The 11,719-nt window shown below is 67.7% G+C and carries 12 protein-coding genes and 2 pseudogenes; 5 read left to right on the top strand and 9 right to left on the bottom strand.

Annotated elements, in window-relative coordinates; genetic code table 11:
- Positions 1-169 precede the first annotated feature (169 nt).
- Positions 170-1,504 (top strand): Dyp-type peroxidase, encoded by a 1,335-nt coding sequence (locus tag IO33_RS0143390; protein ID WP_031174543.1) that lies wholly within the window; start codon positions 170-172, stop codon positions 1,502-1,504.
- Between the two features lie 10 nt (positions 1,505-1,514).
- Here IO33_RS0143390 and IO33_RS0143395 read toward each other — a convergent pair whose 3' ends face one another.
- Both IO33_RS0143395 and IO33_RS0143410 read right to left on the bottom strand, forming a co-directional pair.
- A complete protein-coding gene (locus IO33_RS0143395) occupies positions 1,515-2,234 on the bottom strand; it encodes a hypothetical protein (protein ID WP_031174544.1) in 720 nt (239 codons plus the stop codon).
- A 679-nt stretch (positions 2,235-2,913) separates the two neighbouring features.
- Positions 2,914-4,251, bottom strand: a complete 1,338-nt coding sequence (locus IO33_RS0143410; RefSeq protein WP_031174545.1) for an aminotransferase-like domain-containing protein — start codon at positions 4,249-4,251, stop codon at positions 2,914-2,916.
- Positions 4,252-4,339: 88 nt separating this feature from the next.
- Between IO33_RS0143410 and IO33_RS0143415 the strand changes: the two genes are divergently transcribed.
- Positions 4,340-4,963: a DJ-1/PfpI family protein gene (locus IO33_RS0143415; protein WP_031174546.1), complete on the top strand. Its 624-nt coding sequence runs from the start codon at positions 4,340-4,342 to the stop codon at positions 4,961-4,963.
- A gap of 63 nt (positions 4,964-5,026) precedes the next feature.
- Here IO33_RS0143415 and IO33_RS45635 read toward each other — a convergent pair.
- Positions 5,027-5,500: pseudogene (locus IO33_RS45635) on the bottom strand (transposase family protein); the annotation flags it as partial.
- A 10-nt stretch (positions 5,501-5,510) separates the two neighbouring features.
- On the opposite strand from IO33_RS45635, the gene IO33_RS50185 reads away from it, so the two are divergent.
- A complete protein-coding gene (locus tag IO33_RS50185; RefSeq protein ID WP_107069520.1) occupies positions 5,511-5,897 on the top strand; it encodes a hypothetical protein in 387 nt (128 codons plus the stop codon).
- 913 nt (positions 5,898-6,810) lie between these two features.
- Here IO33_RS50185 and IO33_RS0143425 read toward each other — a convergent pair.
- From IO33_RS0143425 to IO33_RS0143445, 5 genes are all read right to left on the bottom strand, one after another.
- Positions 6,811-7,797, bottom strand: coding sequence for an MsnO8 family LLM class oxidoreductase (locus IO33_RS0143425; protein ID WP_031174547.1), 987 nt, complete (start codon positions 7,795-7,797; stop codon positions 6,811-6,813).
- Positions 7,794-8,141, bottom strand: coding sequence for an SDR family NAD(P)-dependent oxidoreductase (locus IO33_RS52005; protein ID WP_245236098.1), 348 nt, complete (start codon positions 8,139-8,141; stop codon positions 7,794-7,796). Before IO33_RS52005 ends, IO33_RS0143425 begins: the two co-directional genes overlap by 4 nt.
- A 139-nt stretch (positions 8,142-8,280) precedes the next feature.
- Positions 8,281-8,493 carry a hypothetical protein gene (locus IO33_RS0143435; RefSeq protein WP_031174548.1) on the bottom strand — a complete coding sequence of 71 codons (213 nt, stop codon included), beginning with the start codon at positions 8,491-8,493 and terminating at the stop codon, positions 8,281-8,283.
- Positions 8,478-8,780 carry a spirocyclase AveC family protein gene (locus IO33_RS0143440; RefSeq protein WP_031174549.1) on the bottom strand — a complete coding sequence of 101 codons (303 nt, stop codon included), beginning with the start codon at positions 8,778-8,780 and terminating at the stop codon, positions 8,478-8,480. Before IO33_RS0143440 ends, IO33_RS0143435 begins: the two co-directional genes overlap by 16 nt.
- A 119-nt stretch (positions 8,781-8,899) precedes the next feature.
- Positions 8,900-9,307, bottom strand: coding sequence for a nuclear transport factor 2 family protein (locus tag IO33_RS0143445; protein WP_245236099.1), 408 nt, complete (start codon positions 9,305-9,307; stop codon positions 8,900-8,902).
- 121 nt (positions 9,308-9,428) lie between these two features.
- Between IO33_RS0143445 and IO33_RS53715 the strand changes: the two genes are divergently transcribed.
- The gene (locus tag IO33_RS53715; RefSeq protein ID WP_280921970.1) at positions 9,429-9,746 is read left to right on the top strand and encodes a nucleoside triphosphate pyrophosphohydrolase; all 318 of its coding nucleotides are present in this window, start codon (positions 9,429-9,431) and stop codon (positions 9,744-9,746) included.
- 618 nt (positions 9,747-10,364) lie between these two features.
- Positions 10,365-11,228 carry a TIGR03620 family F420-dependent LLM class oxidoreductase gene (locus IO33_RS0143455; RefSeq protein WP_031174552.1) on the top strand — a complete coding sequence of 288 codons (864 nt, stop codon included), beginning with the start codon at positions 10,365-10,367 and terminating at the stop codon, positions 11,226-11,228.
- Here the strand turns inward: IO33_RS0143455 and IO33_RS54420 are convergent.
- Positions 11,157-11,552, bottom strand: a pseudogene (locus tag IO33_RS54420) (transposase family protein); the annotation flags it as partial. The gene IO33_RS0143455 and the pseudogene IO33_RS54420 sit on opposite strands and share 72 nt — an antisense overlap.
- Positions 11,553-11,719 lie beyond the last annotated feature (167 nt).

The raw sequence follows: 11,719 nt of genomic DNA on the forward strand, positions 1-11,719 counted from the left end.
CCGACAGCAGCAGACTCACGGCCGACGCCCCGTCACCGCATCAACAATGGTGCACTTTCATCCGTACGAGGTGGTGCACGTTCGCTTGTACGCCGACACGCCGTGTCGGACAGCATCAATAGATCCGGTAATTGGTACAAATCGGCCATGGCCTAACCGAGAGGACGACATGTCGACGGCTGAAGCCTCGCCCCTGCAACTGGACCAGATTCAGGGCATCGTGCTGCGCACCCGGCCGTCACCGTACGTCGGCACCTACATCCTGCTGCGGGTGGACGACCCTGGCGCCGGGCGTGAGCTGATGGGGCGCCTGGCCGAGCTGGTCGACTCCGCCGCCAACTGGTGGCAGCCGCCCCTGCCAGCGCTTCTCAACGCCGCGGTGACATATCGGGGGCTCGAAGCACTCCAGGTGCCGCAGACCTCCCTGAACAGCTTCCCCGAGGAGTTCCGGCAGGGCATGGCCGCACGGGCCGAGTTCCTCGGCGACACTGGCGAGAGCGCGCCCGCACACTGGGAGCCCCCCTTCGGCACCGGCCAGGTGCACATCGTGCTGTCCCTCGTTGCCGCCGACCAGGAGTCCCTGGCCGTCGTCCTCGAACGGGCCCGGCAGGCACGCTCGCAGCTTCCCGGCCTCCAAGTGGTGTACCGGCAGGACCTCTACCAGCTGGCCTCGGGGCGCACCAGCTTCGGCTACAAGGACGGCATCAGCAACCCCGCGGTCGAAGGCAGCGGCGCGGACAACCCACCAGGGGGCGGTCCCACCATCAAGGCGGGCGAGTTCGTGCTGGGCTACCCCGACCAGACCGGAAACCTGCCGCCGATGCCGCAGCCGGACGTGCTCGGCCGTAACGGAACGTTCGTGGTCTGGCGGAAGCTGCACACGCGCGTCGCCGCCTTCCGGCGCTATCTCCGCGACAACGCCGGCAGCCCGGAAGAGGAGTCGCTGCTCGCCGCGAAGATCGTGGGCCGCTGGCCGAGCGGAGCCCCGCTGATCCTGGCGCCCGAGCACGACGACCCTGACCTGGGGGCAGACGAGCGGCGCAACAACGACTTCCTCTACGCGTCCGATCCGCATGGTGCGGTCTGCCCCCGTGGCGCCCACGCCAGGCGCGCCAATCCGCGTGACTCGGAGATCATCGGCGACGTGGACCTCCACCGGCTGATTCGGCGGAGCACCAGCTACGGGCCGCCGCTGCCGGCCGGCACCCTGGACGACGACGGCGCCGACCGCGGCATCGTGTTCATCGCCGTCAACGCGCACCTCGACCGCCAGTTCGAGTTCGTGAAGTCGCAATGGTTCAACGACGGCAACTTCACCGGCCTCGACGTGGAGAAGGACCTACTGACGGGCGACAACGACGGCTCGGGCGTCTTCACGATCCCGCAGCGACCTGTCCGGCGTCGCCTGCACGGCGTCGAGCGCTTTGTCGTCACTCGTGGCGGCGAGTACTTCTTCCTGCCGAGCCTCAGCGCCTTGCGCTGGCTGGCCGGCCTCGGGGCATGAACACCCGTCGTCAGGTGAACCGGGCGTTGCTGACGTCGATGGAGACCATGATCTGACTCAGGACCGGGCGGTTGTCCGCGTCGCTTCGGTAGGCCCGGCGTTTGGTGGGCAGGCGGATCCCGTCTGCTTCCACGGTGTCGTAGACGTACTGTGCCGCGGCGAACCCGCCCGCGATGTCGACGTGATAGTCATGCCGGCGCAGGAGATGGTCGGGGCCGAAGTAGAAGTCCTGTTGCGGGCTGTGGCTGGCGATGTCGGGCGGGAAGGCGGCGCGCAGCCCGCGCCAGAGTTCGTCGGCTTCCCGCCACGGTTCGATTTCGGCGATGGTGAAGCCGGGCATCGCCAGCAGGAAAGGCGTGGTGAGATACGTCCACAGCGCGTATCCGTTGAAGTAGGCGCGGTCCAGCGGATCCCAGGGCGTGCTGAGGTCGTGGCCTCTGAACGACTTCCGCGGATCGTTGCGTTCGGCCACGACGCGGCCGTCGACCTCTTCGATGCTGACTCGACCGGCCGTGAAGTCGGTCTTCTGGTCGGCGGCGCCGAACGGCGTGACAGAGGCGTGCTGCTCGTGCAGCCAGACGGTCATCTCCCGGGGGGTGGGATCCTGCGGCATCCCCTTGATGACGAACATGTCGCCACCGCTGACGATGGTGGCACGGACCATGGTGAGTGCGTTCCAGCGGTCGAGGCCACCATGGGCATCGAGGACCTCGGCAAGCAACGTGTTCATGTCGGTCTCCTGCTCGGTCGCGCCGGTTCCGGGGCCATCGCCGGGTGGGTCCGCGACGGCGGTCCGATGCCGACGACACAGCCGCAGCCGCAGCCGCAGCCAGGCGATCCAGTGGCCCTGATCAGCCTGGCGCCCCTTTCATCGTTCACCGGTTCGTCGGCATCGTGCACCTGGGCGCTGATCTTGGGGACCCTGGAGGCCCCGGTCGGAACCGACGGGGACGGCGAGTAAACGCCGGTCAACCCGGCGTCCTCGGCGGTGGTGCGCGGAGTTCGTCGCGGGTCCGCCAGTGGAGGCCGCAGGGGTTTTCTCGCACCACGCTTCGTGCAGAGCCATGGCTGGGTGCCGATCTGCGGCGGCGCAGCCCTTGGCCGCCGGGCAAGCTGGAAGGCGGAGGTGGTGCCCATGGCCGGTGAGACGCCGCTGATGGTCGTGGACGGCGGGGGCGTGGTCGTGCAGTGGAGCCACCAGGCGGAGAAGTTGTGGGGGCGTCCGGCGGGCGAGGTGGCATGATGCGTCACGAGCGGGATGGAGCATGCAGCCGCACGGCGCTGATCAGGCGAAACAGCACCACGCGGCAGCGTCGAACACCGCCCGGCAAGGATTCGACCCCACTCCAGCGCCGACGGCTTTCGTCCGCAGAGGCCGGTGCGGCGGGAATCGGCTGGTTGAGTGGAGTTCAGGCGTAGCCGTCCTCGATAGCGACTCGTCGCACTGTGCGCAGCGTCGACTGGAGACTGTCCAGATCGGTCGAGCCGAGAGCGAGGCGGAGCGCCTGTGGTGTGCGCTTCGAGGTGGTGAAGGGCTCCGCCGTGCTTACCGAGATGTGCTGACGCGCGAGGGTGGCGGTCAGGCGATCGGCCCGTGCGTCGTCGGGCAGCGGCACCCAGGTGAAGTAGGACGAGGGGTGGCCGATGAGGGGGAGGCCCGCCAGTTCTCGTCTGGCGAGTGCTTGGCGGGCCTTGGCGTCCTCTCGTTTCTGCGCTTCCAACTGGTCCACCGTGCCGTCCTCGATCCAGCGGCAGGCGATCGCGGTGGTGAGGGCCGGGGTGTTCCATGTGGTCGCCCTAATGGCGCGTTCGAGCGACGGCACCCTAGACGTCGGGGCGACGACGAAGCCGACCCGGAGGCCGGTGGCGACGCTCTTGGACAGTCCCGAGACGTAGACGGTGATGTCCGGTGCACTTGCAGCCAGAGGCGGTGGAGGATCCTCGACCAGGTAGGCGTATGCGGCGTCTTCGATGATGAGCGGACCATGCCGCCGAGCGATCTCGATCAGACGGGTGCGGTCAGTTGCCGACATGACCCACCCCAGAGGGTTGTGCAAGGTGGGCATGGTGTAGAGAGCGCGCACAGGGCGGGTCGCGCACAGCTGCTCGAAGGCATCGAGATCCGGCCCGTCGGCGGTTGTGGGTATGGGCTCCACGTCGAGATGAAAGGCATGCGCGAGCACCTTGAAACCCGGGTAGGTGAGGGCGTCGACCGCGACGACGTCGCCGGCGTTGAGCGCGGCCATGACGGTGACGGCCAAGCCGTGCTGCGCACCGTTGACGATGAGGATCTGATCCGCGTCAGGAGTGATCCCGCGACGCCTCAGGTGCCGTGCGATCGAGGCTCTGTCCTGGGGACGCCCTCGATGGGGTTGGTAGCGCAGCAGCGAGTCGAGTTCACCAGAGGTGGCCACCTCTCGCAGAGCCTGCCGTAGGAGATCGGCTTGGCCGGGCAGCGACGGGTAGTTGAAGTTGAGATCGACCGCATCCGTGGCGACGACTTGCTGATCGATTCCGTGACCGACGGGAACCGCGATGTCGCGCACGAATGTGCCGCGGCCCTGTTCCCGGCTCACCAGGCCCATCGCTTCCAGCTCGGCGTACACCCGGGTCGCGGTCACCACGGCGATGCCCTCGCGAGCGGCGAGCCCGCGGTGTGTCGGCAGCCGCACGCCTGCGGCGAGCCGGCCTGTCCGTATGTCGGATGCGAGCGCGTCGACCAGGATTTTGTACCGCGAGGCTGCCATGCGCCGAATTGTATCCATGACAATTCTTTGACTGTCCTGTTCACGGGTCCTTACGGTCGAGAACCACTCATCCGGAAGGGCAGCCGCCGTGCACATCGCCATCCTCACCTTCGAGGGCTACAACGAGCTCGACTCCTTGATCGCGCTCGGTGTGCTCAACCGCATCAAGACCGATGACTGGCGTGTCACCATCGCCACGCCCAGCCCCAAGGTCACGTCGATGAACGGCGTGACCATCGAACAGATGTCCACCCTTGAGGAGGCGTGTGCCGCTGACGCCGTCATCGTCGGCAGTGGCATCGCTACCCGCGAGGTCGTCGAAGACCAGGCGATCATGAGCGTCCTGCGCGGCCTGGACCCCTCGCGTCAACTCATCGCCGCGCAGTGCTCCGGCGCGCTCGTGCTGGCCAAGCTCGGCCTGCTCAACGACATCCCCGCCTGCACCGACCTGACCACAAAGCCCTGGGTCATCGCCGCCGGCGTCGAGGTGCTCAACCAGCCCTTCTACGCCAAGGACAACATCGCCACCGCCGGCGGCTGCCTCGCCTCGCACTACCTCGCTGCCTGGATCATCGCCCGCCTCGAGGGCAACGACGCCGCCGAAGGCGCACTGCACTATGTCGCCCCGGTCGGCGAGAAGGAGGAATACATCAAGCGGGCGTGGCGCAACATCACCCCCTACCTGCCCGCTCCCACGCCTGCGCTCGTCTGAACAACCAGTCGCAAGCAGTGACCGGCCAGGAAACTTCTGCCCTACAACTGCCCAGTGAGCTTTTCAGCGTTGCCTCTCCAGCGTGAGGATCGCGGCTGCGGTTGACGTCATCCGGTTGGGGCTGCAGCGTGACCTGCGGAAGATCCGCCAGGACTTCAGCCGTGCCATCGCCCGCTCGACGGGTGCCCGGGCCTGGGCAAGTGCTCGGTTGACCGTGCGCTGGGTCGGGCTGAGTCCACCGCCGGGCGGGCGTTTGAGTGCGGTGGTCACCCAGGCTCCGGTGCCTTGGTAGGCACGGTCGGCGAGTACGGGAACGCCCTGGCGTTCGCAGATCCGGATGATGCGGTGGGTGCGGGCCGCGGCCAGGTCGTGGGGCCGGCCCGGGAGGGCTGGCGAGATCCGCAGCACACACCCGGCCAGGTCGGTGACGACCTGGACGTTCACGCCGTGCCGGCGGTGCTTGTGGGAGTAGTCGGCACGTCCGTCGCCCAGTCGGTCGCACTCGGCGAGGGTGCCGTCCAGCAACACATAGTCCGGCCCGGCCACGATGAAGATCAAGCGCTACGCCGAGCTGGCGACCACCCAAGCGACGCCCGAACCGGTCACCAAGGGCAAAACGCTGACGGTGACCGGCACCCTGACCCGAGCCGACTGGAACACCAACACCTACACCGGCTTCGCCGCCATCGCTGGGGCGCCCGCCACAGCGACTGTCGCCGACGTGATCGTCGGCGCTGTCGCATCCGGCGGTGGTGAGGCCGACTCCGGCTGCCGCGGTGGTGCCCAGACCCCACCGAAGGGCCGCGCGGCGGGTGAGGTGCGGGCTGAAGACGTCTGCAGGACGATTCCCAATTCGACGATAGAGCCCCTCTTATGTCCGACAGGGGTTTCGTTGAACGTTCACGCCGTCTCCCCCTGCACCAACTGCAGTTGAAAAGTGGCCAGTAGACCCTTCCGAGACCGGCGCACCGCACCCACGCTCACTCGTACGCGCTGGTTCGCGAGGCTGTGCCGCACGACGCGTCCATCATCGATCCAGCGCAGGATGTAGTCACTTTGTCTGGATGCTGATGGTGCGCTGACCGACTCACGGCTACATGGCGCCCCCACGTGGACCATCGGATGCACGAGCTGGTTGATCGGCGCGAGCGCTGTCCCGGAGCTATGGCCCTGGCCCCCCAAACGACACCGGTGATCTCTTCTCGTTCCACCTCGCCCCCTTCAGTGACGCAGCCCTGAAGAGGGATAAGCAGCTGACGTCCCCGCGAGCTGCTCGTGAGGATCGGGGTGGAGCTGTTCTGCCTACCGCCCCGCAGCCCCGAACTCACCGACGTCGAACGCATCTGGCGCTCGGCAAGGACCAGGACTCCCCCACCGAGCCCACACCGGCATCGACGCCATCGCCACCGCCGTGGACCAGGCGCTGACCCTCCAACGAACCCGCGTCCAAGGATCAGTAGCAGACTTCACCAGAACCGCTTAGCGCCTGCCCTCTCCGCCCACGTCGTCACCACCTCACTCCTCCGCGTGGTCGAAAGCGGCGAGCCGGAGAAGCGTCCAGCACGAGCCCCATCCCGTCTTGGCCAGCCGCACGACGAAGCCCCGCCGGAGCAGACCAGCGGGGCTTCCTCAAGGCAGGCGGGCCAGCGGAGCTCTGCATCGCCTGTTCTGCCACAGGCCCTATGAGCGGCCTCCTGGCTGTCGCCGTCTGACCAGGTGGAAGACCTCCCGGGTCGCGTAGCGCTTGAGGCGTCGGACGATCTCGCGTCGGGTCTTGCCCCCTTTGATGCGGTACGCGGGGCAGCCCTGGTGGGAGTCAGAACGGACGGTTCGGTGCGGCGCGCTTGTCACGGTGTTTTCGTGGCCTCACAGTGCTTCTTGATGAGGTCGTACGACCGCACGCGGGCCTCGAGGTCGTAGACCGGTGTGGTCAGCATGAGTTCGTCTGCTCCGGTCTCGGCGACCAGTTGCGCGAGCCGGCGTACGACGGCCTCGGGCGTCCCGCACGCCTGCTGTGCACGAAAGCCGGCAAGCGCCTGCCGTTCCTCCTCCGTGAAGGGGTGGCTGGCGGCATCCGCGGGCGTGGGGAAGGGAATCTCGCTCAGACCTTTGAGCAGCCCGGCCTTGACGACGTCCATGGGCCCGGCCCGCCACGCCGCTTCCTGCTCCGTCTCAGCGCATATCGCCTCCAGGCACACCACCACTCGGGGCTGCTCGCACCAGCGGGACGGGGTGAACGCCGCACGGTAGCGCTCCAGCACCGCGAAGGTGTTGTCGGGCCGAATGTGGTGTGCGACGGCGATCGGCAGGCCGAGCCGCGCGGCGAGGGCGGCACCCGCGGTACTGGAGCACAGCAGCCATGGCTCCGGCAGCTGGCCGAGTGCCACTTCGTCGACCAGAAAGGACAGGATCGCAGCGACGTCGTCGTGGTACTCCGCGTCCGTCGCCGGTCCGGCTCCGCGGCGCAATTCCCGCGCGGTGGCCTCGTCGAAGGTGCCAGGGCCGCGGCCGATACCCAGGTCGATGCGGTCCGGGTGCAACGCGGCCAGTGTTCCGAACTGCTCCGCCAGCGTGATGGGCGCATGGTTGGGCGCGAGCACTCCACCCGACCCGAGCCGGATGGCCGAGGTCGAGGCCGCCGCATGAGCGATCAACACCACGGGCGGGAACGCGCCGATCGCGGGCGAATGGTGGTGCTCGGCGTACCAGATCCGGTGATATCCCAGTAGTTCGAGCCTGCGGGCGAAGGTAGCTGTGTCACGCAGGGTCTCCACGCCACGGGCCCCTGATTCGACCACCGCGACTTCCAGCGCTGAAATCGGCACATCGATCATACCGTCAGCATAGGGATTGGGGTCGTGACACTCTCTATCAAGGTCGTTGACCAGCACGTCGATACGCCCCCACTTCGCAGTGCGGCATCGACGGCCGCTTGGGCTCCCTCCATGGTGGATACGTCGTGCGAGTCGCCCACCGCCTGACCGCCGGCCTGGGTGACGGCCGCACATACCTCGGCGGCGGGTTCCGCGAGACTCCCTGTCCGTCCGGTCCCGGTGCCGAGATCATTCACGACGACTCGGGCGCCTCGCTGGGCCAGCAGAAGCGCATACTCTCGCCCTAGCCCCCGTCCGGCGCCGGTGACCAGGGCTACCCGCTGGTCGAACCTGAGTTCACTCACTGCATCGTCATCCCTTCTCCTCGTCGCCCGGATGTTGTTTCCGGTCTCATGGAGTGGCCTGCTTTCCGGAGCCAGGGCCCCTGGGCAAGCGGTCCAACTGCGGGGAGGGCACGGAGCGGAGCGGTGTCCGCCTGGGTAGTTACGGATGCAGGAAATGGGGCGTGTCGAGGGGAATCGATTGATGGGAGAGGGAGAGGCCGACGCCGATCAGCCACACCATGAGGGTCAGGTGAGCGAATCCGATCCCGCTCAGCAACCGGACCGCGACATGGAGGACACCGGACAGTCGGTCGGCCCCGGCGAAGACGGCGACCTGACGGCCCTTCTTGCGGGCCGTCACGATGAGCAGCACGGTGGGCAGCACCGTGGGCAGGACGAAGAAGAGGGGCAGAGCACGAGTTGGGCGAGCGGGATCTGGTACCAGTGGCCGCCGAAGAGGGAGTAGCGCGGCGGCGCTCCGACATCGGCGTAGGCGCCGGTGCGGATCAGCAGCGTTTCGGCTACGGCGTCGAGGACCATCACCGGCGGCAGCAGCGCCAGACCGAACCTGGGCCAGTCCCAGCCAGGCCGCATTGCAGACAGTTCGGTGGCGATGCCGAGCACGGCACAGATCCACAGGATGAGCCCCCCGGCGATCACCGTCCGGCGACCCCCCGTTGCCCACCGCCCGGGGACTGCTGACGCCGCGTACTGGCGGCGCCGACGCGGGGCCCAGGGAGCCGCAGTGGCCTGTGGCAGCGGGAACTGCTCGGATGTCCTCAGCTCATCAGGTCGGGCGTGAAGTAGTCACGCAATCGAGCGATCTTCCCGTCGCGGATGCGAAAGATCTGCACCAGCGAGACAGTCACGTCGCCTCCGTCTGCATCGAACACCGTATCGATCTCGGCGATGAACACGTCGGGATCGGAGGTGGTGTGCAGCACGTACCCGGACTTCTCAAGGTTGGGTGAGCGGTCGACCTTCCCCTGCTGCTCGTAGTACACCGCCATCGCCGTACGGATCTCCTCACGACCCACCAACCTCCTAGGGAAGGCGGCGCCGGCAGGCATGAGCGGCGCCTCGAAGACACCGTCCGCGGTGAAGTTCTCGGCAAGGGCATCAGCATTCTGGGTCATGGCACCGGCGTAGACGTAACTCTCGAAGATTTCCTGCGGCGTTCGGGACACGGCGGCCTCCCTCGACTCGGACATAGAAGGCCACATCATCACAGTCACGCTTTCGGGAAGGCGGTTCCCGAGAATGATCACGATCCGCCGGACCGACTGACATCCACTCGCCGCGGCTGGCGTGGGCGACCGTCACGGGCCCAGGAGGATCCGAATCGGCCGGGCCACACAGAGATGCGCCCGTACCCCCGCCGCGCCCCAGCCGTCAAAAGGGCGGCAAGCACGCGGCGCTGCTTCGGCCCTCGGCGAGGAGGTCGCCGAGTTCCTTGAGGCGGATGAGAACTCGGCGCCGGAGGAACTCGCAGACGTGCTGGAGGTCGTGCGCGCGCTCGCCGCAGACCTGGGGGTCGACGCGGATCAGCTGGAGACGATCCGCGAGGCAAAAGGGGGCGAGCGGGGCGGCTTCGCTGACCGGATCGTCTGGACGGGCAACCGCTGACCGCAGGCCGTTCTCAGCGACGACTCGGTACACGACTTCGCGCACAGCTGCGTGTCGCCTCTTCCATGCCTTGATCAAGCGGATTAGCCGTGCGAACTTCGGAACTTGAGCAGCGAGATCATCGAGATCGATCTCTGCCTCGCGAAGGAACACCTCCTCTTCTGGGATGTTCTTTGCCTCGGCGACCGAGGACGGGCCCAGCCACTTCTCGCCCCACTGGCCTACAAGGACCGCTTCGGCACGGCCCTACGAGCTCGTAACACGATCTTGTTGAGGCGTGCTGTTGGAGCTGGGGTTCGGCTCCGGTCGGACCTGCTGGCGCCGGCTAGGCCGTGTCCGATGGGTCGCGCGTAGGGCTCCGCCCGGCTGGCACGCGCCCTGCCGATCCGGCCAGATCGAGTGCCCCGCCGGTAGCCGTCTGGAACCGGACGGTCGCGAGCCGCGCAGCCGGGTGAGCCGCGTCGGAATCCATCAACAGCACAGCGATGTGTCCTGTCCGCCGACATTTCCTGTCTGGCTCAACTGCAACGAGTCCGATCGCACCTCCCCCCTGGCGCTCTAGCAGTGGCGGTGGCCGCCCGGATAGGAAGGGCCGTACCCGACATCAGGAGGAAGCCAATGGAACTGGGGACGTTCGGGATCTGGAGCTTAGCCTTCACCCACGGCGACCCCGGCGAGGTCGCGGACGCTGCGGCGGAGGCCGAGGAACTCGGGTACGGGACGCTGTGGCTCGGCGGTGACCCCGGCGGCAACCCGCGGGGCGACCTGCTGAGCGCGGCCCGGGTGCTGGACGCGACGCGTCGTGTCACCGTGGCCACCGCCTGCGTCTCCATCTGGGACCAGCCAGCGGACCGTCTGGCCGGTGCCTACGCCGCACTGCCCGCAGGTGAACGGGAGCGGTTGGTGGTCGGCCTGGGCGTCAGCCACGGCGAAATAGTCGACACATACCGGCGGCCCTACACCGCAATGACCAGCTACCTGGACGGACTGGATTCGGCGGCTACTGCGCTGCCGGCCTCCGCCCGGCTGGTCGGGGCGCACGGGCCCCGGATGACCCAGCTGGCGGCCCGCCGCACCCTCGGTGTCCACCCCTACCTGGTCGACACCCAGCACGTGACCAGGACCAGGGAACTGCTGGGGCAAGGGCCATTGCTCGCCTTGGAGCAGACCGTAATCCTGCACGCCGACCCGGCAACGGCACGCGCCCGGGCGAGGGACACGCTCGCCCCGTACATGCCCTTGGCCAACTACCGGTCCGCGTGGCTGCGGTCGGGATTCACCGAGGAGGACCTGGCCCGCGGAGGCAGTGACCGACTCATCGACGCCCTCTTTCTCTGGGGGCAGCCTGAGGACATAGCGGCAGGGCTCGCCGAACGGCGCAAGGCCGGCGCCGACCACATCGCCGTGCAGATCGCCACCGACGCGCGCGGCACGTTCGCCCGCGCCAGCTGGCGCCAACTCGCTGCTGTGCTCCTCGCCTAGGACCAGGATCAGATGTGGGGCGTCGCCCCACTGACCGGGCGTGACCAGTAGTGCCAGAGGCCGCAGCCCGCCTTCACCAGCAAGGTGGATCTTTGTACTCAGTCCGCCGCGTGAACGGCCGAGGGCTTCATCGGGGCGATCCTGGGCGGGCTGGGTGCCCTTACCGGGTTTCCGTCGTGCCTGCTTGCGTGCTCCGGCAGCATGCTGGTGGGCGCGGCACACGGTGAAGTCCACACTCGCCATGGACCAGTCGATGGGGCCCTCCGCATCGGCATCGGCCTGGACGGTCCGCAGAATTCTGTCCCATGTGCCGTCCGCTGACCAGCTACCCCGGCCTACGCTGACCGGAACGATCGCCATGCAAGGCAGTTACGTGGATCCACCGGACAGGCCCTAGTGACCTGAGTCAGAGATTCGCCGGCAATACGTGGCCACCTTGTCGAGGATCTCGTCGGCGGTCTTGGTCCATGCGAAGGGCCTGGGGGCCTCGT

It is taken from the genome of Streptomyces durhamensis, from assembly GCF_000725475.1.
GTDB lineage: Bacteria > Actinomycetota > Actinomycetes > Streptomycetales > Streptomycetaceae > Streptomyces > Streptomyces filipinensis.

Coding starts and splice junctions, on each gene's coding strand:
- IO33_RS0143410 (WP_031174545.1), bottom strand. CDS start 4,251: ATGGCAGCCTCGCGGTACAAAATCCTGGTCGACGCGCTCGCATCCGAC.
- IO33_RS0143395 (WP_031174544.1), bottom strand. CDS start 2,234: ATGAACACGTTGCTTGCCGAGGTCCTCGATGCCCATGGTGGCCTCGAC.
- IO33_RS50185 (WP_107069520.1), top strand. CDS start 5,511: ATGAAGATCAAGCGCTACGCCGAGCTGGCGACCACCCAAGCGACGCCC.
- IO33_RS0143455 (WP_031174552.1), top strand. CDS start 10,365: ATGGAACTGGGGACGTTCGGGATCTGGAGCTTAGCCTTCACCCACGGC.
- IO33_RS0143425 (WP_031174547.1), bottom strand. CDS start 7,797: ATGATCGATGTGCCGATTTCAGCGCTGGAAGTCGCGGTGGTCGAATCA.
- IO33_RS0143390 (WP_031174543.1), top strand. CDS start 170: ATGTCGACGGCTGAAGCCTCGCCCCTGCAACTGGACCAGATTCAGGGC.